Genomic DNA, 23,431 nt, shown 5'->3' with positions numbered 1-23,431 from the left:
GCTCCGGTCACGTCCACCGGCGGGCCACCTCCTCGACCGCGGCGACCAGCGCCTCGTCGTCGGCCGGGGCCAGGCTGCGCAGGTCGAGCAGCGTCCGGTCCTCCTCGACGTACCCGACCACCGGCCGGGTCCCGAGCCGCAGCGGCTCGGCGAAGCGGACGTCGAGGGCCACCGCGACGCTGGGCAGCTCGAACTCTGGTGCCCCGCCGCCACCGACCCGCGCGGTCGAGTCGACCACCACGGCGGGCACGCCGGCCGCCTGCAGTGCGGCGGCGACCGCAGCGGCGCGGGCACGCAAGCCCGCGGGGTCGGCGTCGAGCATCTGCCGGACCGGGGGCAGCGGCCCGCGCAGCGTCGCCTCGAGCGCGGCCAGGGTCGTCTTGTCCACCCGCAGCGCCCGGTACAGCGGATGCCGGCGGAGCCGCTGGACGAGGTCGGCCCGGCCCAGCACGATGCCTGCCTGCGGTCCGCCGAGCAGCTTGTCCCCGCTGCACAGCGCGAGGTCGGCGCCGGCGGCCAGGGTGCTCTGCAGGTCCGGCTCGTCGGGCAGCAGCGGGTGCGGGCGCAGCAGGCCGCTGCCCACGTCGGCGACCAGCGGCACCCCGGTCCCGGCCAGCGCCGGGGCGAGGTCGACGACCTCGACGGCCCGGGTGAAGCCGCGGACGACGAAGTTCGACGGGTGCACCTTGAGCACCACGCCGGTGTCCGGGCCGAGGGCGGCGGTGTAGTCGGCGGCCGAGACCCGGTTCGTCGTCCCCACCTCGCGCAGCCGCGCACCGGTGCTGGCCAGCAGGTCGGGGATGCGGAACCCGTCGCCGATCTCGACCAGCTCCCCGCGGGCCAGCACCAGCTCGCGGCCCTGCCCGAGCGCGGTGGCGACCAGCGCCAGCGCGGCGGCGCAGTTGTTGACCACCAGGGCAGCCTCGGCCGCCGGCACCGCCGCGAGCAGCGCGGTCAGCGCGCCTTCCCCGCGGGGGCCACGGCGTCCGCTGCCCAGGTCCAGCTCCACGTCGGTGGTGCCGCTGGCGGCGGCCACGGCCTCGACCGCGGCGGCGGAGAGCGGCGCACGGCCGAGGTTGGTGTGCACGAGCACGCCGGTGGCGTTGAGCACCGGCCGCAGGCTGCTCGCCGTGCCGGGCAGGGCGGCCAGCACCGCCGGGACGACGTCGGCGGCGGGCAGCTCTCCGTCCCGGACGCGTTGCTGGGCGGCCTGCACGGCGGTCTTCACCAGGTCCCGGCCCAGCCGGTCGACCGCGGCCGCCACCGGCGGCTCGGCCAGCACGGCGTCGGTGCGCGGAACCGAGCGGCGGGGGTCTCCGGTCATGACCGGGCCAGCGTAGGTCGCCGGTGCGGAGCCGGCCCGGGGGCCGGCCCCGCTCGGGCGGTGGCGGAGGCGGACGGGAATCGAACCCGCCTGACCGAGCTGCTCGGTCACGTCGGCTTTAGAGGCCGCGGGGGCCACCAGACACCCTGACGCCTCCGCCGCCGAGCCTAGGGCCGGACCGGACCGGGTGCCCGGCGGCCTAGATTCACTGCGTGACCGCTCTCGCCCCACCCGTCCGGCTCACCCAGTTCGCCCACGGCGGCGGGTGCGCCTGCAAGATCCCGCCCGGGGAGCTGGAGGCGGTCGTCGCCGGCCTGACGCACACCGGCCCGGTGGACCCGGCGGCCGAGCTCGTCGTCGGGCTCGACGACGGTGACGACGCCGCAGTGGTGCGCATCGCCGGCGGCCAGGGCCTGGTGCTCACCACCGACTTCTTCACCCCCGTCGTCGACGACGCGTTCACCTTCGGCCGGATCGCGGCGGCCAACGCCCTGTCCGACGTCTACGCCATGGGCGGCACCCCGGTGGTGGCGGTGAACCTGCTGGGCTGGCCGCGGGACGTGCTGCCGATGGAGCTGGCCGCCGAGGTGCTGCGCGGCGGGCTCGAGGTGGCCCAGGCCGCCGGCTGCCACGTCGGTGGCGGGCACTCGATCGACTCCCCGGAGCCCACCTACGGGATGGCCGTCACCGGGCTGGTCGACCCCGCGACGCTGATCCGCAACGACGCGGCGACCGCCGGCACCCCGATCTCGCTGACCAAGGCGCTCGGCGTCGGGACGCTGAACAACCGGATGAAGGCCACCGGCGAGGTGTCGGCCGAGGCGGTCGACTCGATGAGCCGGTTGAACGCGGCGGCGTCGGTCGCCGCCGTCGCGGCGGGGGTGCGGGCCGGAACCGACGTCACCGGGTTCGGCCTGCTCGGGCACCTGTACAAGATGGCCCGGGCCAGCGGGGTGACCGCAGTCGTCGAGGCCGCCGCGGTGCCCTACCTCTCCGGCGCCCGGCAGTCCGCCGCCGACGGCTACGTCTCCGGCGGCACCCGCCGGAACCTGGCCTGGGTCACACCGTTCACCGACCTGTCCGCGGTCGACGAGGTGGAGGCGCTGCTGCTGGCCGACGCGCAGACCTCGGGCGGGCTGCTGCTCGGTGGAGAGGTCTCCGGCGCCCCGGTGATCGGTGAGTTCGTCGCCGAGCAGGAGTTCGCCGTCGTCGTCCGGTGAGGTGACCGGCGTCGCACCGCGCCGCCGCCCAAGCCGGCCGAGCTCTTCTTCGCCGAGGTCGCCTGCCTGCCCACCGCGTGGCTGACCGCCTACCGGATGCTCTTCGCCCGGTCCGGGCTGCGACCGGGGTCGACGATCCTGGTGCAGGGCGCCAGCGGGGGGGGGTGGCGACCGCGCTGATCCGGCTGGGCAGCGCCGCCGGCTACCGGGTCTGGGTGACCGGGCGCAGCGAGGACGAGCGCGCCGCGGCCCTCGCGCTCGGCGCCGACCATGCCTTCGAGTCCGGCGCGCGGCTGCCCGAGCGGGTGGACGGCGTCATGGAGACCGTCGGTGAGGCCACCTGGAGCCACAGCATCACGTCGCTGAGGCCCGGCGGGGTCGTCGTCACCTGCGGCGCGACGACCGGCTTCAACCCCGGGGCGGAGCTGAACCGGGTCTTCTTCACCCAGCTGTCGGTGATCGGCTCGACGATGCGCACCCGCGAGGAGCTCGACGACCTGATACAGATGTGCCTGGTCACCGGCGTTCGCCCGCAGATCGACGTCCAGCTCCCGCTGGCGCAGGCCCGGGAGGGCTTCCAGCGGATGCTCGAGGACCGCACCGCCGGGAAGATCGTCTTCACGCTCTGAGAGGAGCTGGCATGCCGCAGGTCGCCCGCACCTGGCGCGGCTGGGTGCGCACACCCGACCGGGACGCCTACCTGGACTACATCGAGCGGACCGGGATGGCGCACTACCGGCAGACCCCGGGGAACCTGAGCGCCAGCATGCTCAGCCGCGACCTCGAGGACGGCCGCACCGAGATCGTGACGATCAGCTTCTGGACCTCGCTCGACGCCGTCCGCGGTTTCGCCGGGGACGACGTCACCGCGGCGGTCTTCTACCCCGAGGACGACCGCTACCTCGTCCAGCGCGAGGAGACGGTCTCGCACTACGAGGTCTATGAGGCGGGCTGAACCGTCAGACCCCGACGCGAGCTGCCGGGACGACCAGGCCCCGCGGCTCGAACTCCTCCACCGGCGGCTGCTGGGTGGGCGCGGCCCCACCGGTCAGCTCCGCGACCGCCGGCCCGACCACCTCGGCGGTGAAGCGGTCGTAGAGCTCCCGGGACTCCCAGACCTCCATGACCTGGAAGCCGTCGGCCGTCGCACGGCCGACGTGCAGCAGCATGCCGTCGACCTCGCCGGCACTGCGACGGAGGATCTCGGCGTGCAGTGCGTCGTAGAACTCGATCGGCGCGGCGACGTCGGACACGATGCCGAAGGTCATGCGGACCTCCTCACCACGGTGGGCCCTGCCGGACGTCGCTCGACGGTAGTCCGGCGGCTGCCCGCCCGGAAGGCGCAGCGGCGCGGGCGCCGCAGACCGGTCAGGCCCGGGCGGCGAGCCGCTCGATCTTCGCGGCCAGCTTCGGCTGGTCCTTGACCGGCAGGAACGGCAGCACCGGGACGAGCTCGGGCAGCCGGGACCGCTCGGTCATGGCGATCCGGAACGCCGTCTCGACGGTGATCCCGTGGTTCGGGCGCGAGAGGACGTCGATGTCGTCGCCGGCACCGACGTCCCCGGTCTCCAGCACCCGCAGGTAGGCGCCGGTGGCGCCGTGCGCGGCGAACCGCTTGACCAGGTCCGGGACGCCCCAGAACCGGGCGAAGTTAGCGCACGGGGTGCGCCAGGCGGTGACCTCGAACAGCGCCGACCCGACCAGCCAGCGCTCGCCGAGGACGGCGGTGCGCAGGTCCAGCCCGCTGGTGCGGAGGTTCTCACCGAACCGGCCCGGGGGCAGCTCCCGGTCCAGCTCGGCGACCCACCAGTCGGCGTCCTCCTGGGCGTAGGCGTAGACCGCCTGGCCCTCGCCGCCGTGGTGTCTCCTGTTGACCTGGACGTCGCCGTCCAGGCCCAGCGGCTCGACGGCGACCCGGCCGGCGACCGGCCGCTTGTCGATGCCCGACCGGTTCGGCCGCTTGCCCGGCAGCGGGAGCAGGGCCGCCCCGGAGACGCAGACCGCTTCGAGCCGGCCCCTCACTTCTTGGCGGCAGTCGACTCGTTGGTGGAGAGGGCGGCGACGAACGCCTCCTGGGGGACCTCGACGCGGCCGACCATCTTCATCCGCTTCTTGCCCTCCTTCTGCTTCTCCAGCAGCTTCCGCTTGCGGGTGATGTCACCGCCGTAGCACTTGGCGAGCACGTCCTTGCGGATGGCGCGGACCGTCTCGCGGGCGATCACCCGGGAGCCGACGGCGGCCTGGATCGGCACCTCGAACTGCTGACGCGGGATGAGCTCGCGGAGCTTGCCGGCCATGAGCACGCCGTAGCTGTAGGCCTTGTCGGTGTGCACGATCGCGGAGAAGGCGTCGACCGCCTCCCCCTGCAGCAGGATGTCGACCTTGACCAGCTTCGACTCCTGCTCACCGGCCTCGGAGTAGTCCAGGCTCGCGTAGCCGCGGGTGCGGGACTTCAGCGCGTCGAAGAAGTCGAAGATGATCTCGCCGAGCGGCAGCGTGTAGCGCAGCTCCACCCGGGTCTCGGACAGGTAGTCCATCCCGGTCAGCGAGCCGCGGCGGCTCTGGCAGAGCTCCATGATGGCGCCGGTGTAGTCGCTCGGCGCGATGATGGTGGCGTTCACGATCGGCTCGAAGACCTTGTCGATCTTACCGGCCGGCCAGTCGCTCGGGTTGGTGACGACGACCTCGGACCGGTCCTCCATCACCACCCGGTAGACGACGTTCGGGGCGGTGGAGATCAGGCTGAGCCCGCTCTCCCGCTCCAGCCGCTCCCGGACGATCTCCAGGTGCAGCAGGCCCAGGAAGCCGACCCGGAAGCCGAAGCCCAGCGCGGCCGAGGTCTCCGGCTCGTAGACCAGCGCCGCGTCGTTGAGCAGCAGCTTGTCCAGCGACTCGCGCAGCAGCTGGTACTCGCTGCCGTCGATCGGGTACAGGCCGGAGTAGACCATCGGCTTGGGGTCGCTGTAGCCGCCGATGGGTTCCCTCGCGGCATGGTGCTGCAGGGTGACGGTGTCGCCGACGCGGGACTGGCGGACGTCCTTGACGCCGGTGATGAAGTAGCCGACCTCGCCGACCCCGAGCCCCTCGACGGGCTTGGGCTCCGGGGAGATGACGCCGATCTCCAGCAGCTCGTGGACCGCACCGGTGGACATCATCTTGATCCGCTCACGGCCGCTGATCCGGCCGTCGACCACGCGGACGTAGGTGATGACGCCGCGGTAGATGTCGTAGACCGAGTCGAAGATCATCGCTCGGGCGGGGGCCTCGGCGTCGCCGACGGGCGCGGGGATCTTCTCGACGATCGCGTCGAGCAGCTCGGCGACGCCCTCGCCGGTCTTGCCGCTGACCCGCAGCACGTCGCCGGGGTCGCAGCCGATGATGTGCGCGATCTCGGCGGCGTACTTCTCCGGTTGCGCGGCCGGCAGGTCGATCTTGTTGAGCACCGGGATGATCGTGAGGTCGTTCTCGATCGCCAGGTACAGGTTGGCCAGCGTCTGGGCCTCGATGCCCTGCGCGGCGTCGACCAGCAGCACCGCACCCTCGCAGGCGGCCAGCGAGCGGCTCACCTCGTAGGTGAAGTCGACGTGACCGGGGGTGTCGATCATGTCCAGGACGTACTCGGTGCTGGTGTCCGCACCCGAGCGCGGGGTCCACGGCAGGCGGACGTTCTGCGCCTTGATGGTGATGCCGCGCTCGCGCTCGATGTCCATCCGGTCGAGGTACTGGGCGCGCATGTTGCGCCCCTCGACGATCCCGGTCACCTCGAGCATCCGGTCGGCCAGCGTCGACTTGCCGTGGTCGATGTGGGCGATGATGCAGAAGTTCCGGATCCGGGCGGGATCGGTGGATGCAGGTGTCGTCACAGTGCCGCCATCGTCCCACGCCGGGGGCCCGCGTCCAGCGATCGGCTGGGACGGGGCGCCCGGGCGGCGGTCCTCCCGGCGCGGGTTGGGCCGTCGGCGGGGTGCTGGTATCTTGTGAGACCGGTCCGCAGGCGCCTCGCTGTGCCGTGGACGCACTGTCAGACATCTTCCTCCGATCACCCGAGGCTCACGCGTGGCGAACATCAAGTCCCAGATCAAGCGGATCAAGACCAACGAGATCGCGCGTCAGCGCAACGTCGCGGTCAAGTCCGCCCTGAAGACGTCGGTCCGGCGTTTCCGCACGGCCGCCGACGCCGGGGACAAGGAGGCGGCGACGACCGCGCTCCAGGTCGCCAGCAAGGCGCTGGACAAGGCCGCCAGCAAGGGCGTCATCCACAAGAACCAGGCTGCGAACCGCAAGTCGGCGCTGGCCAAGAAGGTCGCCGGCCTCTGAGGCTGCGCCTCCGCTCTCCCGCCGAGCCCCTCTCCCGTCCGGGAGGGGGGCTCGTCGCTGTCCCGGCCTCCCGCCGCGGCCCGCTGCCGGGTTCCTCGGCCCCGGCACGCGCCTGACAGGTGCGGCTGGTCAGCGGCCGGGACGCAGCCGTTCCCCGCGACCGGCGACGCCGGCCGCGCGGATCGCCACGATCCGGCGGACGGCCCGCTCCAGCGCGTAGTCCGCACTGGCGGCGGCGCCCTTGACGTCGGCGTTGAGCTCGGCGGCCACCCCGATCGCCTGCTGCAGGGCGTCGATGGTCCAGCCGCGCGCCTGGCTCTGCGCCTTCTTCACCTTCCACGGGGGCAGCTTCAGCTGACGCGCCAGGTCGCCGGTGTTCGTGGTGTTCAGCGAGGCGACCCGGGCCGCGGTGCGGACCCCGTCGGCGAGCGCGTCGGCGATGAGCACGTGGGCCACGCCGCGGTCCAGCGCCCAGCGCAGCATCTCGACGGAGCCGGCCGAGTCCCCGACCAGCACGCGCTCGGCGACGGTGAAGCCGGTGACCTCGGCCTGCCCGCGGTGGAACCGGGCGACCGCGTCGGCGTCGACGACCCCGCCGAAGTCCGACACCAGCTGGCTGGCCGCGGCCGAGAGGTTGCGGAGGTCGTTGCCGACCGCCTCGAGCAGCGCGGTGGCCGCGTCGGGGGTGATCCTGCCTCCGGCGTGCCGGACCTCGTTGCGGAGGAAGGCGATCCGCTCACCCGCCGAGCTGATCCTCGGGCAGTCGTCGACCGCCGCCCCGGCGGCCTTGAACGCCTTGAGCAGCGCCTCGTTCCGCTTGCCGCCGTTGTGCACGACGACCAGCGTGAGCTCCGGGTCGGGGTCCCTGGTGTAGCTGACCAGCTGGTCGGCCAGGGCACCGGCGGCCTCGTGCACCCCGGTGACGACGACCAGCCGGTGACCGCCGAACAGCGAGGGAGCCAGCACCTCCGCCAGGTCACCGATCGGGAGGCCGGCCGCGGCCAGCTCGTGCTCCTCGCTGTCGGAGTGGGCGTCGCGCACCGCCGCGCGGACGGCGGAGACGGCGCGGGCGCGCAGCAGTTCCTCCTCGCCGACCACGATGCGCAGCCGCGATGTCGGTGCGGGCGGTGCTGCTGCGCTGGCTGCCACGAGGCCATGTTGCCACGCGGTGCCGACGGGCCCGGGCCACCGCGGGGTGGGCCGGCGTTCCTGCGGGAACGCCGGGCGCCCCGCCGGCGGTCGCCCGCTGGACGACGTCCGGCCCGCGCACGGCGACACCCCACCGACCGGCCCGGCCCACCACCGCCAGGTCGCCGTCGGAGTCGGTGCGGTAGGTGCGCATGCCGTCCGCGGTCAGCCAGTCCAGCAGCCGGTCGGCGGGGTGGCCGTAGCTGTTGTCCGCACCGACCGAGACCAGTGCGACGGCCGCCCCGCTGGCGGCGAGGAAACCGGGATCGGCGTCGGCGCTGCCGTGGTGCGGCACCTTCAGCACGTCGGCCGACAGGTCGGTGCCGTCGGCGACGAGGCGGGCCTCCGCCTCGGCCCCCAGGTCGCCGGTGAGCAGCACGCGGACGCCACGCACGGTCACCCGCGCGACCATGCTCAGGTCGTTGGGCTCGGCGCCGGCGACCGCGCGGCCCGGGTCCGGCGCCAGCACCTCGATCTCGGCGGCGCCCACGGCCCGCCGCACCCCGGGAGCGAGCACCACGTGCCGGGCACCGGCGGCCGCGACCACCTGCTCGAGCCGGGGCACCCGGTCGTCGGTCGGCGCCAGCGCACCGGTGGCCACCTCGTCCACCCGCCGGCCGGCCAGCGCGCCGGCCAGCCCGGCGACGTGGTCGGCGTCCAGGTGCGACAGCAGCACCAGCGGCAGCCGGTGCACGTCCAGCCGGTCGAGGCAGCCGGCCACGAGGGCGCCGTCGGGGCCGGCGTCGACGAGCACCGCCTCCCCCGGCCCGGTGGGCAGGACCAGCGCGTCCCCCTGCCCCACGTCGCAGGCGACGGCCACGGTGCCCGCGAGCGGCCAGCCCCGGTTCACCTGGCGCAGCGGCCAGCCCAGCACCAGCACGCCGACCAGGGCGGCCAGCGCGAGCAAGCGGAGCCGCGGCCAGTGCAGCAGCGCCCACGCGGCGCCGCCGATCAGCACGGCGAGCAGGACGGCCCCCGGGGCACCGGACGGCCAGCCGGTGGCTCCGTCGGGCACCGCCGCGGCCCGCTCGGCCACCAGCACCAGCCAGCGCACCGGCCAGCCGGCGAGCCAGCTCAGCGCGTCCGCGCCCGCCGGGACGACCGGCGACACCAGCGCCGCCAGCAACCCGAGCACGGTCGCGGGCGCCACCGCCGGGGCGGCCAGCAGGTTGGCCGGCAGCGAGACGACGCTGACCACGCCGGACAGCGCCGCGACCAGCGGTGCGGTGACGAGCCCGGCGGCGGCGCTGACCGCCAGGGCGTCGGCGACCGGCCGGGGGGACCCCTGCGCGCGCAGGGCCCGCGACCAGGACGGCGACACCAGCACGATGCCGGCAGTGGCGGCCACGGACAGCGCGAAACCGGCGTCGGAGGCCAGCTCCGGCGCCCCCAGGAGCAGCAGCACCACCGAGCCGGCCAGCGCCGGCACTGCCGCCCGCGAGCGTCCCGAGGCCAGCGCGAGGACCGCCACCCCGCCCATCACCGCCGCGCGCAGCACGCTGGCACCGGGGCGGGCCAGCACGACGAACCCGACGATGGCGAGCACGGCGACGGCGGCCTGGACCCGCCGATCCGCTCCGCGGGCCCGGAGCGGCCAGAGCACCAGGGCGACGACGATCGCGACGTTGGCACCGGAGATCGTCAGCTAGAGAGGTGACCCTTCGGAACTCGTCGTAGCCGACTGACCGGGCTGGCAGATGTCCTCAGGAGTCCCGCTTACAGCACCGCTCGACGCGCGCGAACATTACTTTCTCGTCGTCGCTTGCGGCCTTCGCCAGGTAGCCAAGGACACCTGTGGTGCCGAGGGAGCCCGCCGAGGCCACCAACGCCAAGAAGCCTCGCGCCTCCTCTTCATCCCTGAAGGCGATGAGCGCGTAGAGCGCCGCGACGACTAGCGCAGTCGCAAAGAAGAAGCTAAGAGCTCGATACGCCAGCTTTCCGCGATGTGCAGAGTTGAGGAGACTCTTCGCCAGCTCGCACAGGTCATTGTCGGACGAGGTGTCCAAAAGCATCGGAGCTATCTCCCTTCACGACACGCCAAGGACAGACAGGACTCTCTCACGGTCATCCGCGCATGTCCCCCCATGTCCGCCTGGCGCGATAGCGACTGCGACTGCCCCCTCACAGTCCCTGACCACGCGCTGCGGAGCAGGCACAGACGCAGACGTTCGGGTCGCCGCCAGTCCGCGAAGCTAACCCGCCACCACCCCCAGCGAGCCCGCTGCCTGGCGAGCGCAGGACCTCTGGTCGCCACTTCGGCAGCCTTGAGGACCCCGGATGGCGGCGACGATGTGTGCCGACTCGAGGCGTCAGCCGACCGTCTCGAACACCTGAGGGCAACGAAGCCGGAGAATGTCCGTGGGGGTGGTGGTATCACCACGAGAGGTCTCGGATTCGATTAGTGAACGGCCCCGCCACGTCTCGACCTCTTCCAGGTGCCAGGGGCGCAGCGGAACCCTGAAGCTCTACGCGGCCGGGCCAGGGCTGCTCGACCAGCCAGATGCGCCGGGCGTCGAGGCCCTGGTAGATGCTGCCGGTGGCCAGCTTTTCGTATGCGTTCATGGCCGCAGACGGTAGGCACAGACGCCTCTGTATGAATAGTTTAGTGTGTATTGCAATTTCTGCTTGTCGGGGGTCCACCCGCGCGCCTTCCGCACGGTGAACAGGGGCTGTCCGGCGCGGCGGACGACACAGCGCGTACCCGGCCGGTTGAACATGAGGGTCCGGCGGGCCTGCTCGCGAACCTCGGCCTCGGTCAGAGACTCGGCGTGCCAGTAAACGTCGGGGACGCCGGGGATGTGCAAGTCGAACACGTAGACGTCGGTGGGCGGCGCGGCGCTGTTTGTAGCGGTCCTGGCACCGGTCTACTCCTTACAGGCCCTCAGGGTGCGCCTATCAAATACCGCAGCGTTGGACGAACATTTGCTGGCTCAGCTCGCGGTCCGCGAGCGCGGCCATCGTTGGGCCGTCGCAACGGTGCCCAGCGCCGTTGACCGTCACGGACAAGGCCACCAGGGATTCCGGCCGCGCATTTGCGAGCGCCTCTGGTCCCCAGAAGACCGGCGCGAGGTCGGTCGCCAGGCCGTAGGCCACCTCGGGGAGCAGCCGCTCGGTGCTGATGGTCGACGCCACAGAGAGGACGACTGTGCGGGTGGGCTCGTCGAAGCGGAACTCCTCCTGTGCTTCGACCAAGCTGTTCGACTTGACCAGCTGCGTCGACAGGGTTTCCTCGTTCTGAGCGAACACGTTGGCCGTCACCGTCGCGACCAACTGCGCCTCCTGCTCCGGTGACAGCGTCGGCGTCGGCGTCGGCGTTGGCGCTGTGCTGGTCGAAGGAGCCGAGGAGGACGGGACAGAGCTGGTAGACCGCGCCGTCGAGGAAGCGGCGGTTGCTTCACTGTCCCCACCGCCACAGCCGGACAGGGCAACGACAGCAAGGCCAGCTACAAGAAGTGAAGTGGTGCGCACGACCAGTGAACCTAGTGCGCGAGCCCTCCAGCACTCGGACCTGAGTGCTGGAGGGCTCGCATGTCCTGGCGTCCGGCGCTGGTGAGCCGACCCCAAAGGGATTAGGGACGGCAGAGCTTCCATCCTTCCGGCGTGCGACCCGCCACGCTCGGTCGGCAGGCCCGGTGACGTTGACGCCACGCCAGGTGGTCGGTCAGCTCACGGCTAGGCGGATGCGGACCAGCGCGGCGGTGTGCGGAAAGCCGAAGCTGACCCGGGAGGTGGCCCGCACGGCGACCCGGTCGCTGGTGAAAAGACCGACCGGGAGGCCTTGACCTCCGCGTCGCGCCGAACGGCGGTGACCACCCGGTCGGCGGGCAGCCCCCAGACCGGGGCTTCTGGGCTGGCTGGTGAGCAGCGGCACCCCGAAACCCACCGCCCGGTCGGCTGGGTCGGCCTCCGGCGAGCTGTCTTCGGTGGGCTCGCTGGTGATGACGCTGAGCCCGGCCACCTTAGCCGGGGAGACGAGCAGCTCTGGCCCGTGAGCCCGACGCCACCATGGGCCGCGCTCGGGCCGGGGGTGCCGCCGATCGAGGCGCTGCAGCAACTGGCCGACCGCACCTCCCCCCTGGACGTGCTGGCCCGCTTCGTCGACGGCCTGGTCGTCGCCATTGAGCGTGGCACCCCGCTGGCCGAGGTGCGGCGCGCCCAGGCCGCCGACGTCCGGGAGGCCGGGAAGCGGCAGCTGCTGGAGGCCGGCGGCCGCAAGGAGATCCAGATGATGGTGCCGGTCGTGTTCCTGGTGCTGCCGATCTCAAACAAGCGTCTTAGTGAGGGCCGTACGGACCTGTCCCGCTGGACGGTCAAGCCGACTCCTGCCGTCCCCGGCAACGTTCGCCCAGACTCGCCGCAGTGCCGTCGGACAAAGGGTAGGTGACGCTCCTTTCCGTGCGACGCAGTCGCTGGCAGACGGCGCAAGTTCCCGCCAGACTGTCGCCGCATGGCCCAGGCCCGCGGGCGGACGTGCCTGGTGTGTCGATGGCTGGGTTGGGCTGGGGGAGGTAATGATGCCTGCGCTGAGTACTACGGTGAGTGTTGCGTTGGTGGTTATCGGCCTACTCTCGATATTTCTATCCATTTTCGTGGATTTGGACCTAACGGTCGGGAATGTCGGGGTCAGATGGGCGCGCAAGCCTGACTCCCTACAGCGAAAAGCCCTGGCCATAGTTGGAGTGGTGACACTGCTCGCTGGGGCATTTTTCGCGCTATACAAGCCGACCTCAAATGTGTCCATTGCCGGGCTCTACAGAGACCCCTCCGGTGACGGCTGTTTCTCCGGGGGCGAGCCGGGGTCCAATTTGGTTCTCGAAGGCAAGATTGTCGCAATTGAAGACTTGGTAATGTGCAACTACACGGATCCCTCCAGGGAGGCAACTCGAACCTACCTGTTCGATATACCTGGCCGATACGCCAACCAGCGGATCGCCGGGCTTTCGGGAATGTTTGGTATTGATGAGGCGGATGACGTTCAGCATCCGGGGGCTCGGGCTGTCTGGACGGTAAACCAAGGCGGGCGTCAAATCTGTGCCGTTGAAGCGTCCTGGAAAGTGCCCGGTAAATGCGTGGTGGATGAGAAACAAGTGCTGCAACCAGATGAACCACTGGAGATTAGAGAAACGCTGGTTAGCCGTGGCGGTGGCTCGGAGGGTAACCTTTACCTCGGCATCGGAAAGCCTCGTCTACGACTACAGCCGTAGTCTCCGCCAGAACTTCTCGTCCCTGTCCCATTGAGCGGGCCACTGTCAAGGCTCGTCTCGCCTGTTACGTCGCCACCCTAGTTGGCTCAGTTAGCTCACCTGATTTGGTTGAGCCGACTGAGCTCCAAGCTAACTGCGCGGGGTCGCGGCAATTCAATCGCCAGCGTTCTGACGATGTCTCGGCCTTGGAGTAGCACTTCTTCGAGCAGCGCCTGCCGTACCCCGTCCTTGCGGTCACCGACTTCGTTGGCGCGAGCCGATCGCCGTTGCGGTTGCGGCTGGCTGCTCGCCAGCCTGAAAGGTCAGGTTCACGCAAGCAGTCGACGCCACCAAGGCCGACCTGTCACCAGTCCTAGTTTCTTGTGTACTTGCTTAGGCGTCCTGGCCATGGCCCGAGCAGCCAAGTGTTGAAAGTAAATGAAGTACTCGGTTTGATTCTTCTCTCGCTGAGCCAATATGAATCGCTCAAGTGGGGTCCAAGCCCATACCACGCTGTGGCCCAGGGCGCCAATTATGAGATCCTCATCGACAATTCCATGGGCGACCAGCTTTCCCAGGTCCTCATAGAAGGCCATGACAAGTTTCGCCTTGTTGCGTAGGCCGTCTGGAAGCCCCTCGATCCCCACGTTGGTGTTGAGGGGATACGGTATGGCCCGCACGGCATTTAGCGCCTCAACGAAGTCGGGCCGACCTCTTTGCCCGAATATGTCCTTGACCACGGACAGCGCCTGAGAAGCGCGAGCAACCTTGACAGACCGCTGATTTGATCGCATCGCGACCAGAAGCGCCAAGACCGATACGGCTAGGGTAGCGACCTCGCTCAACTTCATGACCAGACATCATGCCAAGCCATCGGGACTGCCCCGACTTCAGTTGACTCGTCGGGTGGGGTCGTCAGGCCGCGGTAGCGGCGAGGTTGAGTGTCTCGTATTCGACTGGGGTGAGCCGGCCGAGGCGGCGTTGGCGGCGCCGGCGGTGGTAGGTCCGCTCGATCCAGGTGATGATCGCCAGCCGTAGCTCTTCGCGAGTTGCCCAGCGCTGGCGGTCGAGGACGTTCTTCTGCAGCAGGGCGAAGAACGACTCCATGGCAGCGTTGTCTCCGCAGGCGCCGACTCGGCCCATCGAGCCGACCAGGCCGTTGTTCTTGATCGTGCGGACGAAGGCGTTCGAGCGGAACTGACTGCCGCGGTCGGAGTGGACCACGGTGCCGACCGGATCCCGCCGGATGATGGCGTTGCGCAGGGCGGCGACCGCCAGCGACGCCTTCATCCTCGAGTCGATGGAGTAGCCGACGATCCGGCCGGAGTAGACGTCTTTGATCGCGCAGAGGTAGAGCTTGCCTTCGGCGGTGTTGTGCTCGGTGATGTCGGTCAGCCACACGACATTGGGCGCGGTGGCGGTGAACTTCCGGTCGACCAGGTCGTCGTGCACCGGCGGGCCGGCCTTGCGGTTCAGGCCTCGCTTTTTGGCGAAGATCGACCAGATGCGCTGTTGGGAGCATAACCGGGCGACCCGGTTCTCACCTGCGGCGATGCCCTGCTCGCGGAGTTCGTCGGCGATGAACCGGTAGCCGAAGGCGGGGTCGTCGGCGTGGATGTCATAGGCGGCGTTGATCAGGTGGGCGTCGTCCCAGTCGCGCTGGCTGCCCGGGTTGGCGACCCACTTGTAGAACGCCTCGCTTGGTGAAGCCCAGCACCCGGCAGGTCACCGCGACGGGGATCTTCTCGGCGGCGAGCTCTTGGACCAGCGGGTAGATCATTTTGGGAGGACGTCGCGGGCGAAGTACGCGGTCGCCCGGCGGAGGATCTCGTTCTCCTGTTCCAGCAGCTTGTTGCGTCGGCGCAGCTCCCGCAGCTCGGCGGACTCGTCCTTGCCTCCGCCGCCCCGGTCACTCGAGGCCGGCGGGGCCAGGCCGTCGTCTCGGTCGGCGATCTTCAGCCAGCGCTGCAGACAGGACTCCGAGATCCCGAAGTCCCGGGCGACCTGGGAGATCGACGCCTCGCCCTTGCGGGCCACGGCGATCACGTCACGCCGGAACTCCGGCGGGAACGGCTTGGGCACGGTGCTGATCCTTCCAGCGAGGCCGCAGCCTCACAGGCATGGAGTCAACCGAAGCGGGGGCAGTCCCATCAGCGCACGGCACCATCCGGTGCCGCCTCCGTCACGAGACGTTCTAGCGCCTGCGGGGTCCGTCCACCTGCTGACCAGCATGGGTTCCCCATCTTCCATCTTCCATAGGCGGGATCAAGACACCGGTCGACGTTTAGTGCCGGGCGGGCACCTTGCCTTTGAGAACGGGGCAGCCGTGACTGTGGCGACCTCAGTCGTCTTCGTGGTGCTGCCGGTCACCGTCCTGTTCCCGAAAGGTTCCCACCGGGGGGCTCAGCTCCGCGCAGGGTGCTGATCACACGCAATGTGCCTCGACCGGGGAGAGACCTCGACTCGGAGGACGACCGGAGGCAGCGTCGACCAACGCGGCAGTGACACCGCCTGGCGAACGCTGGGGAACTAGGCAGGTGAGTCGGACGAAGCCCGCCTGGTTCACTTTGCCCTGTGTGCGAGGTTGATTGGGATGCGCTGGGTACGTGGGTCGGCTCCATCGGCACCGTCTTGGCGTTCGTGGTGGCGTTCTGGATCGGCATCCGAGACGGACGGCAACGGGACAAGGCGCAGCGAGACAACGAGGCCGCCCAAGCTCGCACACTGATCGTCGAGGCGACCAAGGGCGCTAAAGAGAGTGTGTGGCACACCGCCACTGTGCAGGTCACCAACTACGGGACAGTGCCGTTCTTGGCCGTCGAAATCGAGCGTCTCGTCGTCCAGTGGTTGGATGGCCAGGGCCCCTGGAAGCAGACCGTCATTGCTGGTCGCCGCGCCGTTCTTCCCGCCGGAGGGTCAATCCGGGCGGGCGTCAAGGTGTATGGGCCAGACGGCGATCAGATCGAGTTGACCGAGAACCATCACGTCTCGGCGGTCGTGAGCTACAGGGACCAGGCGGGTCGCAAGTGGACACGCTGGGGGAACGTCGAGCCCGAGCGGGTTGTAGTGCCGGAAATCCCGCAGCCGCAGCCCCCCGTCCAGGGGCACAAGATCACGCACGTCTAACCCGAGCGGCGACGTGGTGCTTTACCGCAGTCACCCCTACAGGCAACTTAGGGGAATCCCTTTATCAGGCTTCGTCTGACGGTGCCGGACCGATGGCCTTGGGCTCCTCAGTTTTACGGGCACGTGCTTCAAGGAGGCGTGGGGAAGGGGGAGGCGGCAGTTCGTCCAGCGACGTCACCTCGATTGCCGTGTACTCGGGCCTCTCAATGCCGCCGGGTGACACGTGCATCGCTAGCTCCGCATCGACGCGAACGCGCTGGCCGATCCACAGGCTTGAAGTGACAGCGTCGGGGATATCGCCCCGCTTGATGCGCACGGTTTCTTCCGCATCGGTGCGGAGTTCCCACGCGCTGTGATCCGAGATCGTGCGCAACGTACCGACGAGCTGCACTGGCTCGACGTCAAGACTCTGACCAGCGACCAACTCTCCTAGCCATCTGGCAGTGCCCATCGATAGGCGAGCAGTACGGCGATTCTGGTTGGGCACAGCCCACGACCACTCAAGCTCAATGCCCGAATCCAGGACGGCGCTAGCGAGGCCTTTGATACCGGCTGCCACTCGGGCTCCGTAGTCATCGATCTCACGACCGAGGGCAACACTGTCGGCCGCCGGACTTGACGCCTCGCTCAGCACGTCGATCAGTGCGTCCGCACTGCGGTCCACCAAGGGGCGCTGGTCATCGACAAGGGGGACTTCCCCAGTCGGGTACAGCTCCTCAGCCGGTGCCGCTTCGGGAACTACAAACAGCATCACCGAGCCCGGTGCTGTGCCCGCCAGCAGGCGGAGTTGGGTCGCGGAGCGGAAGCGCTCCGCCAACGAGCCCACCTGCGACTTGGACCCTTCCATGGATGCGCCAAGTGCGGTCACCAGCTTCTGAAGCTTAGTGAGCAGTTCCCCTGCACCGTCCATTCGCGCACTGTTCGCATCGACTGCCGGGCCAGTGAGACGGACAACCCCGTGCGAACGCAGAACACGGCCGAGCGTCTGCTCTGCGGCCATGGATTCGACGCCCATGCGGGTCAGGTCGCTGGCTGTAGACCAGTCAGGGGCCTCGACGCCTTCGTAGCGCGCGAAGAAGGCGGCGGCATCCTTATTCAGGGAAGCCATCGAGCACCACCTCTACGTAGCCCCGCCGAGGCAGCGTCTCCGCCCTCGTCCTGGGCGCGCCCTCCGGGCCGTTGCGTACACGCTGCCAGAAGTCATCCCAGTATCCGCGCCACATCGCGTAGTCCTGGTCTCGTGCGTCCTCCATCTCGATGCCTGGCCTGGGCCGCCAGTGCATGATCCGGCAGTCGACCCGCATGTCGTCCCTACGGATAAGACCGTTGGCGAAGAGTGAGATGTACTGACGCGCGTCGGGGTCTTGGCGGACCTCGTCCAGCAGCCCCTCGTCCACGATCCACACACAGTCAATGTCCTTGGGCTCCATCTCTTGCGAGAGGAAGGAACCGCCCACCCAGGCCGCGCAGACCGGCACGACAGCTCTCAACGCGGCGGCGGCCTCATGCCACTGGGCCCAGATGGACTGACGGCTGGCTGAGGCGGACCACTTCGGATCGTTCACCCAGACGGTTGCGATCTGGTCCTGGGTCATGCGGAATCGTCCCGGAGGAAGGCTGCCGCAAGCAAGGTCGAGTAGCACCGCCCTGCCACCCCCTGATCCCGACGCGCCCTTGTGCGCGTACCGCAGGGCTCACCGTAGCGATGGGGTCGGACAGTCACCCAACCGAGACACCACCAACGGGTGGCCCTCCGAGCTGGCGAAATGCGCCCACCGGCAGCACTGAGCCCCCGCCGGACTGCCAACGGGGGGGGGCAGTGCAAGGAGCGCCTTATCGATTGGTGACAGCGGTTCGCGTTCAAGCCCGCGGCGAGGCGGATGCGGACCAACGCGGCGGTAAGCAGCCGAAGCTGATCCGGCAGGTGGCCCGGACGGCGACCCAATCCGAGGCGAGATGACCGACCGGTCGGCCCTCACCTCGGCGTCGCGCCGGACCACGAAGCTGGGAACGCGCCGAGTGGCACTCCAATTACGGGGCACCCCCCGCGGGTCAAATCCGACTGACCGCCCGGCAGCGCGGACTTGATGTAAGTGCCGGCGACACTGGTTTGCTCGTCGTAAGGCGCTTCTGGACGGCCTTGACGGGTCGAGGCACTCCTCCCGCCGCACCTCGCCCACTACCAGCCGGAGGGCCGCGTCCGCAGCGCCTCCTTGACCAGCGGTAGAGCGGAATCTCGCCGGACCACTGGAGGAGGCCGGCGGTTTGCATGGCGGCGACCTCCGGCAGCGGCACGCGCAGCGGGCTGACGCTTGCCGGACGTGTTCCGTGGGCGGGTTGGTTGAACAGCGCCTGCGAGTGCCCACGTGCCCCCGGTCCGCGGTGCCAAGCTGACCAGGGCGTGTGCGCTGAAATCGCGTGGCCCTCAGGCATGTTCATGAGCGTCTCCGGACGGCTGGCCCATACCTTCTAGGCGGGGTAGCCAGACCGCTCGGGTGCTGGCCAAGCGGTCCGATTGAGGGTGATACGTGTGATGTCAGACCCAAGTGCAAATTTGTCTCGCCCACAGCGAGGGAGGCGCGTGTGGGCGCTGTGGGGGGCCGGCGGTCTCCTGGCAGCCAGCGTGCTGTCGCTGTTCTGGACGGTCAACGTCGAACGATCCGGAGCGACCGACAGAACGACGGTCCTGCTGGCATCTGATCTTGTGACAGCAACGGTTGGAGGCTCGAAAATTAACGAGCGAGGAGTCCTCTACTCCCTCGACACCCGAGAGGCGACTATCCGCCAGGATGGCTGCTTCGACCAGGTCGAGTTGGACGACGACGAGTTTCCATTGCGGCACAACGTTCTGGTGTTGGACATCGACCACGTGATCGTGTGCGTGGAAGCAGGAACAATCAAGCGAGTCGATAACCTGCGACTAGCCGCTGGCAACCTGGACGTCCAGCCTAACAATGGTGCAGGCGCGATAGGCATTGTGGATCCACAAGACCCCACCAAGGGTTCGGGTATTGTACGGTTCCGTGAGCTCCAGTACTGGACCGTGCCCAGCGAGTTCGAGATCGGCAAGACGGTCGCGGCTAGCCTCATGGGAGGCTTTGCAGGGGGGTTTTTGACCAATGCAGCATACGGCGCATGGACTGCTCGGCGAAGTCAGGGAGCAATAAAAGACGAAGAGACCTCAGCTGATACATCGACCTCGAAGAGCACCGACACCCGCACGGTTTCCTAGGGCGGTTAACACCGTACGACTTGAGGCTAGGACACAGGCAAGCAGTGCTTGTCGACTCCCAGTCTTAACAGTTCCGGCCCCTTAAGCCGCGACACGGCCCAGGATGAGGAACAGGTCCCCGCCTATCGTCGGGTAGCTAATAGGCGCTGGTCCCCATCAGCAGTCGCGCGCAAGCAAGCGGACCTGCGTACGTGCCCTTGCAACGGCAGCGCGCTCAACTACTCGAGCCGGCTACTCGAAACTACGACCACGGCCATGAGAAGCGCCTGCGTCACGCAAGGTACGCGAGGTACGCGTGTGAGCGGTGGAGCGGTGGAGCGGTGTCGGGGTCGCGGTCATCGGCGTCGCGGGGGGCAGATGCAATCGTGACAGCCGTGACCCTCAAGTCCCGTAACGGCCGGGCGGGCCGGTAGGTGGCCGCGCGGAACCAGGACGGGCCCGGCAACGGCGTCTATGTGCTGCTCGTGGTGACGCTCATGGCTCTACACCACTTTTTCGGCTCGGACGGCCCCTCGTCCGAAGAGCCAGAGCCGGTCGCGGTGATCGTGCCTGACCTTGCCGGTGTGCAGCTGGATCTAGCTGACGCGCAGCTGCGCGAACTGGGCCACCGCAACTACGTCGACGACGGGGAGCCACGGGCACACGACTTGTCCCCGCGGGAGAGGTACCCGTCGCCGGACCCGGAATGGACGGTGGTCACCACCCGGCCAGCGGCCGGACAGTCGTGGGAGGTGGGTAAGCCCATCTACCTGTTTGCGCTGCAGACGACCGAGTACGTGTGGTTCACGGCTCACCCGTCAATGCCGACAATGCCGTCCACCGTTGCCGTCGCCGACCTGACCGCGCAGGGACAGATTCTGTACGAGGTAGAGGAGCTGGTCGACTTCGCTCACGCCCCCGGGCATGAGCCGGAGATCGCGTCCACCCCACTAATGGTCGACCGGCCGATCGCTGGGCTGGCCGACGACCCGTCGTTGGAGCCGCCTGGCGAGCAGGCAGCGCGCGCGAACCTGGCGCGGGCGTCGCAGTACTCCGACGCGCCGTTGATCGGGTCGGTCCCACCGACTGGGACTCCGCTGCGGGCGGGCCAACTGCTCACTGTCACCGTCGGCGACGAGCCACCGTCGGAGTACTCCAGCGGTCACACCAGTGAGGGCGGATACGGATACGGATACGGCGGCGGTGACGACGACGACGACTTCAATGTCCCCGGCTGGGCCTGTCCGACGCGCTTCTGCTGACCAGCCAAGGGGTGTTGTCCCACCCCAACCGGACCTCCTGAGCGACGAGCCGGTCGACCACGGGGTGAGTCGAAGCAGCGAGCGCTACCAGGTGGTCGTCGCGCGGCCTACCCGACGACTGCGGATCCGGAGCCATAACTGCCGCCGTGCTCCGCCCCCGTCAGACAACGTCCGGCTGTCTCCCGCTCTACCCGAGGACAGCTTCGGAGGTGGTGATCGGCCGGCCCAGCTCCTCCTGTCGCTCCCTTATCTTGCTGCGGAGCTGCACCGCGGTGGTCGCCCGGTCGGTGGCATGATGCATCCGGTCGTGGCAGGTTCCGCAGAGGGCGGAGATCCAGTCCACCAGGTCGATGTCAGGGTTGATGTGGTGGGCCTGGAAATGCGGCCGACCGTCATCGCCGACCCAACCGGGTTCGACACCACAGAGTTCGCAGGTTCCGCCAAAGTCGATTGCCCGCTGGACGACGTAGGCAGTCTTCAGCGGGTCAGAGAGCCGCTTGTCCCGGTGAGTCCGTGTCCCACGCCGACGCCGGCCTCCGCTGCCCGCGGCCCTGTCCTTCTCCAAAGCCGCCCATAGCGCGGCCTCGGTCGGCGGGACCGGGGGTGCTGCCCGCGGCAGGGTTGGGACTTTCGTCGTCACGTCGTGTGCTGGCTGCTCAAGGGCGGCGAAGGTAAACCGAAGGTCCCGTCGCCAGTTGCCTTCGTCGTCCTTGCTGGTTCCCCACTCGTGACCGGTCACCTGGTACTCGCCCATGTGGAGCCACCGCGACCCGCTCCGCGCTACCTTGACGAACAGCAGCACGGGAGCCCCGGCTTCCCCGTGTTGCATCAACCGGAGGTTCCCGCCCTTCTCCACCTGGTGCCCGAGCGTGCCCTCGCCGGAGTAGGTGAACTCACGGGGCATGTCGATCCAGGCGTTCGCGTAGAGCTTCTTGAACGGGTTCCAAAAGATGCACAGGTCTTCGCCAACGACGGTGATTCCGCGGTAGGCGATACCCGGGTCTAACCCAGCCGCCTTCGCCGCCGCGTGCAGCACAGTGCGGTCGTACTCCTGGCCGACGACGTACTTGCTCACGAGTGGCTGCCTCCGGGATGCATGGCCGGAACGTAGCCGCCCCAGCTGGCAGGAAGTCGACCCGACACCTGCCGAGTACTCATGCGGTCACGCCTGCGGGAGATCCTCTGGATCACCCTTACGCCCGGCATCCGGGAGCTGGTAGGCGAACTTGCGGGCTTTAAGGGCATCCTCGGCGGGTGACCAGTCGGACCATATGCGGGGCCGGCCCCCAGTCGCGTGGATCTCTCCGGTTGCCTTATCTCGTGACACCGTGATGCCATCCACGACGATCAGGTCGGCGTAGGCGCAGGCTCTCCCGTGGTCGACCTCGTTGATCGTGAGCTCGACCGTGTCGATGACCATCGAGCTGCCCTTGACCTCACAGTGACGTTCAATGCCATCAACGGTGACGGCAATGTCGTACGGCTTGCCGAGCTCCTTCCAATCGGTGGCCCCGAGACCCTGGTAGTAGGCCACTGCCACGTCTAAGGAGCGGCGCTCGATCGCGGCGCGGAGCTTGGGGTCCTGAGCGCGCGTGGTACGCCCGCAGGGGGCTGCCTTGCTGGCGGGCTGGAAGTCCTCCGGGACGTCGGCGTCCTCAACCTCGGCCTCCGCGCTACGCCTCGCCGACTCAATGCCTGGGATGAGGTCGAACAGTTCGACGGGGAACTTGACGAAGTAGGCTTGCTGGGTTCTGACCCGCGTCCCGCCGTAGCGGTAGAAGGGGAAGTAGGTCGGCTCGCCGTGTCTCGCCGCCAGCGCTGCGCTCAGCTCCAGAAGGTTGTCGAGCAGCGGCAGCAACGCCTCCAGGGTGGGTGGCCTGGAGAACATCGTCAGTCCGCCCAAAGGGGCCACCCAGCCCTCGGAGGTTCGCGGGCCGCGCTGGGATCGGCCGACGGTGCCGCGTGGCTGCCAGGTGTACTGCGGGACCGTCGTCGCGGGACCCGTTACCTGCGACCAGCCCAACATCGCGCGGGTCGGTCCTGACTTCCAATGGAGTATCCGGTCGCCGGGCTGCACCTGGCTGACCAGGTCGTAAGACCAGACCCCGGCGTTCAGCTTCGGGGCGTGCAGGTTCGCGCCGAGATCCTCCCGATGCGTGATCTCCATCCAGTACCGCTGGGCCGGGTCCGAAGTCCACCAGGTGTTGAGAGCCACAGGCTTCAGCCTGCTACACGTCGATTCCGTTGCGTCACCAGGACACGGCCTGCTATCGCCGGGAAATGATCCCGTCGTACCAACCCGGTAGCGGTGTGGTCGTGGAGAAGAAGCAGTGCGCGGCGTGCGGGGACGGATGCACGTCGTTCACTTCTACTGGGACAACACGCACCAGCGGCGTCTAAGGATCACTCGACCAGGGAGCGAGCCAGTGCCATCGTGACGCTCGGCTCAGCAGTCTCGTCAGTTGAGCGTGCGCAGGTTTACGGCCCGGTGCCACCCAAGTTTAGCGCCCTCGAAGAACTGCCCCGGAAGATGAACGCCAAGCCGAGCCAAGCCCCTCGGGTGTGTGCAGCCGGCTCCACGGCCACCCGGTGGCCTCCTC

22 protein-coding genes, 1 tRNA gene and 1 pseudogene are annotated in these 23,431 nt (G+C 69.0%); 9 read left to right on the top strand and 15 right to left on the bottom strand.

Features of this window, described 5'->3' with window-relative positions; genetic code table 11:
* Window positions 1-7: 7 nt before the first annotated feature.
* Together selA and FHL80_RS25345 are read right to left on the bottom strand one after the other, a co-directional pair.
* A complete protein-coding gene (gene selA / locus FHL80_RS09085) occupies window positions 8-1,324 on the bottom strand; it encodes an L-seryl-tRNA(Sec) selenium transferase (protein ID WP_138733105.1) in 1,317 nt (438 codons plus the stop codon).
* 61 nt (window positions 1,325-1,385) lie between these two features.
* A tRNA-OTHER gene (locus tag FHL80_RS25345) sits at window positions 1,386-1,481 on the bottom strand.
* Window positions 1,482-1,536: 55 nt separating this feature from the next.
* Here FHL80_RS25345 and selD point away from each other — a divergent pair.
* From selD to FHL80_RS09070, 3 genes are all read left to right on the top strand, one after another.
* Entirely contained in the window at window positions 1,537-2,544 is a 1,008-nt protein-coding gene (selD, locus tag FHL80_RS09080; protein ID WP_138733104.1) for a selenide, water dikinase SelD, read from the top strand.
* A 164-nt stretch (window positions 2,545-2,708) separates the two neighbouring features.
* Window positions 2,709-3,173 carry a zinc-binding dehydrogenase gene (locus tag FHL80_RS09075; RefSeq protein ID WP_246078569.1) on the top strand — a complete coding sequence of 155 codons (465 nt, stop codon included), beginning with the start codon at window positions 2,709-2,711 and terminating at the stop codon, window positions 3,171-3,173.
* 11 nt (window positions 3,174-3,184) lie between these two features.
* Window positions 3,185-3,499, top strand: coding sequence for a hypothetical protein (locus tag FHL80_RS09070; protein ID WP_138733103.1), 315 nt, complete (start codon window positions 3,185-3,187; stop codon window positions 3,497-3,499).
* Between the two features lie 4 nt (window positions 3,500-3,503).
* On the opposite strand, the gene FHL80_RS09065 is transcribed toward FHL80_RS09070, so the two are convergent.
* The 3 genes from FHL80_RS09065 to lepA form a co-directional block, all read right to left on the bottom strand.
* Window positions 3,504-3,812: a hypothetical protein gene (locus FHL80_RS09065; protein ID WP_138733102.1), complete on the bottom strand. Its 309-nt coding sequence runs from the start codon at window positions 3,810-3,812 to the stop codon at window positions 3,504-3,506.
* Window positions 3,813-3,912: 100 nt separating this feature from the next.
* Window positions 3,913-4,566, bottom strand: a complete 654-nt coding sequence (locus FHL80_RS09060) for an MOSC domain-containing protein (protein ID WP_138733101.1) — start codon at window positions 4,564-4,566, stop codon at window positions 3,913-3,915.
* The gene (gene lepA / locus FHL80_RS09055; protein ID WP_138733100.1) at window positions 4,563-6,407 is read right to left on the bottom strand and encodes a translation elongation factor 4; all 1,845 of its coding nucleotides are present in this window, start codon (window positions 6,405-6,407) and stop codon (window positions 4,563-4,565) included. The genes FHL80_RS09060 and lepA overlap by 4 nt, the downstream gene beginning before the upstream one ends.
* 193 nt (window positions 6,408-6,600) lie before the next feature.
* Between lepA and rpsT the strand changes: the two genes are divergently transcribed.
* Window positions 6,601-6,861 carry a 30S ribosomal protein S20 gene (rpsT, locus tag FHL80_RS09050; RefSeq protein ID WP_014739780.1) on the top strand — a complete coding sequence of 87 codons (261 nt, stop codon included), beginning with the start codon at window positions 6,601-6,603 and terminating at the stop codon, window positions 6,859-6,861.
* A gap of 129 nt (window positions 6,862-6,990) precedes the next feature.
* Here the strand turns inward: rpsT and holA are convergent, their stop codons facing one another.
* The 4 genes from holA to FHL80_RS09035 form a co-directional block, all read right to left on the bottom strand.
* Window positions 6,991-7,902: a DNA polymerase III subunit delta gene (gene holA, locus FHL80_RS26195; RefSeq protein WP_246078570.1), complete on the bottom strand. Its 912-nt coding sequence runs from the start codon at window positions 7,900-7,902 to the stop codon at window positions 6,991-6,993.
* Complete coding sequence (locus FHL80_RS09045; RefSeq protein WP_281283450.1) at window positions 7,838-9,688, bottom strand: ComEC/Rec2 family competence protein; 1,851 nt, start codon at window positions 9,686-9,688, stop codon at window positions 7,838-7,840. The genes holA and FHL80_RS09045 overlap by 65 nt, the downstream gene beginning before the upstream one ends.
* 64 nt (window positions 9,689-9,752) lie before the next feature.
* Complete coding sequence (locus tag FHL80_RS09040) at window positions 9,753-10,061, bottom strand: hypothetical protein (RefSeq protein ID WP_138733099.1); 309 nt, start codon at window positions 10,059-10,061, stop codon at window positions 9,753-9,755.
* Window positions 10,062-10,944: 883 nt separating this feature from the next.
* Complete coding sequence (locus FHL80_RS09035) at window positions 10,945-11,319, bottom strand: hypothetical protein (RefSeq protein WP_138733098.1); 375 nt, start codon at window positions 11,317-11,319, stop codon at window positions 10,945-10,947.
* A gap of 718 nt (window positions 11,320-12,037) precedes the next feature.
* Here FHL80_RS09035 and FHL80_RS09030 point away from each other — a divergent pair.
* Both FHL80_RS09030 and FHL80_RS09025 read left to right on the top strand, forming a co-directional pair.
* Window positions 12,038-12,433, top strand: coding sequence for a type II secretion system F family protein (locus FHL80_RS09030; RefSeq protein WP_246078567.1), 396 nt, complete (start codon window positions 12,038-12,040; stop codon window positions 12,431-12,433).
* Window positions 12,434-12,731: 298 nt separating this feature from the next.
* Complete coding sequence (locus tag FHL80_RS09025) at window positions 12,732-13,253, top strand: hypothetical protein (protein ID WP_138733097.1); 522 nt, start codon at window positions 12,732-12,734, stop codon at window positions 13,251-13,253.
* A gap of 308 nt (window positions 13,254-13,561) precedes the next feature.
* On the opposite strand, the gene FHL80_RS09020 is transcribed toward FHL80_RS09025, so the two are convergent.
* Complete coding sequence (locus FHL80_RS09020; RefSeq protein ID WP_138733096.1) at window positions 13,562-14,083, bottom strand: DUF4760 domain-containing protein; 522 nt, start codon at window positions 14,081-14,083, stop codon at window positions 13,562-13,564.
* Window positions 14,084-14,147: 64 nt separating this feature from the next.
* Window positions 14,148-15,314 (bottom strand): annotated as a pseudogene (locus FHL80_RS09015) (IS3 family transposase).
* 492 nt (window positions 15,315-15,806) lie between these two features.
* Here FHL80_RS09015 and FHL80_RS09010 point away from each other — a divergent pair.
* On the top strand, window positions 15,807-16,358 hold the full coding sequence (locus tag FHL80_RS09010; protein WP_138733095.1) for a hypothetical protein: 552 nt from the start codon (window positions 15,807-15,809) through the stop codon (window positions 16,356-16,358).
* Window positions 16,359-16,422: 64 nt separating this feature from the next.
* Here FHL80_RS09010 and FHL80_RS09005 read toward each other — a convergent pair whose 3' ends face one another.
* Entirely contained in the window at window positions 16,423-17,466 is a 1,044-nt protein-coding gene (locus FHL80_RS09005) for a hypothetical protein (RefSeq protein WP_138733094.1), read from the bottom strand.
* A complete protein-coding gene (locus FHL80_RS09000) occupies window positions 17,450-18,001 on the bottom strand; it encodes a DUF6932 family protein (RefSeq protein WP_439331087.1) in 552 nt (183 codons plus the stop codon). The genes FHL80_RS09005 and FHL80_RS09000 overlap by 17 nt, the downstream gene beginning before the upstream one ends.
* A 938-nt stretch (window positions 18,002-18,939) precedes the next feature.
* On the opposite strand from FHL80_RS09000, the gene FHL80_RS08995 reads away from it, so the two are divergent.
* Window positions 18,940-19,590: a hypothetical protein gene (locus FHL80_RS08995; protein WP_138733092.1), complete on the top strand. Its 651-nt coding sequence runs from the start codon at window positions 18,940-18,942 to the stop codon at window positions 19,588-19,590.
* A 455-nt stretch (window positions 19,591-20,045) separates the two neighbouring features.
* Window positions 20,046-20,831 (top strand): PASTA domain-containing protein, encoded by a 786-nt coding sequence (locus tag FHL80_RS08990; protein ID WP_138733091.1) that lies wholly within the window; start codon window positions 20,046-20,048, stop codon window positions 20,829-20,831.
* 187 nt (window positions 20,832-21,018) lie between these two features.
* On the opposite strand, the gene FHL80_RS08985 is transcribed toward FHL80_RS08990, so the two are convergent.
* Both FHL80_RS08985 and FHL80_RS08980 read right to left on the bottom strand, forming a co-directional pair.
* Complete coding sequence (locus FHL80_RS08985; protein ID WP_138733090.1) at window positions 21,019-21,906, bottom strand: SRA domain-containing endonuclease; 888 nt, start codon at window positions 21,904-21,906, stop codon at window positions 21,019-21,021.
* An 87-nt stretch (window positions 21,907-21,993) separates the two neighbouring features.
* Window positions 21,994-23,046: a protein NO VEIN domain-containing protein gene (locus tag FHL80_RS08980; protein ID WP_138733089.1), complete on the bottom strand. Its 1,053-nt coding sequence runs from the start codon at window positions 23,044-23,046 to the stop codon at window positions 21,994-21,996.
* Window positions 23,047-23,431 lie beyond the last annotated feature (385 nt).

Origin of the sequence: Modestobacter excelsi, assembly GCF_005930495.1 — a bacterium.
GTDB lineage: Bacteria > Actinomycetota > Actinomycetes > Mycobacteriales > Geodermatophilaceae > Modestobacter > Modestobacter excelsi.
Note: the sequence above shows the minus strand (reverse complement) of the source record. Positions and strands in the feature narration are given on the sequence as shown.

What these genes read in the sequence shown, in the direction of transcription:
- selA (WP_138733105.1), bottom strand. Translation starts at nt 1,324, where the DNA reads ATGACCGGAGACCCCCGCCGCTCGGTTCCGCGCACCGACGCCGTGCTG.
- FHL80_RS09070 (WP_138733103.1), top strand. Translation starts at nt 3,185, where the DNA reads ATGCCGCAGGTCGCCCGCACCTGGCGCGGCTGGGTGCGCACACCCGAC.
- FHL80_RS09065 (WP_138733102.1), bottom strand. Translation starts at nt 3,812, where the DNA reads ATGACCTTCGGCATCGTGTCCGACGTCGCCGCGCCGATCGAGTTCTAC.
- FHL80_RS09040 (WP_138733099.1), bottom strand. Translation starts at nt 10,061, where the DNA reads ATGCTTTTGGACACCTCGTCCGACAATGACCTGTGCGAGCTGGCGAAG.
- FHL80_RS09020 (WP_138733096.1), bottom strand. Translation starts at nt 14,083, where the DNA reads ATGAAGTTGAGCGAGGTCGCTACCCTAGCCGTATCGGTCTTGGCGCTT.
- FHL80_RS09005 (WP_138733094.1), bottom strand. Translation starts at nt 17,466, where the DNA reads ATGGCTTCCCTGAATAAGGATGCCGCCGCCTTCTTCGCGCGCTACGAA.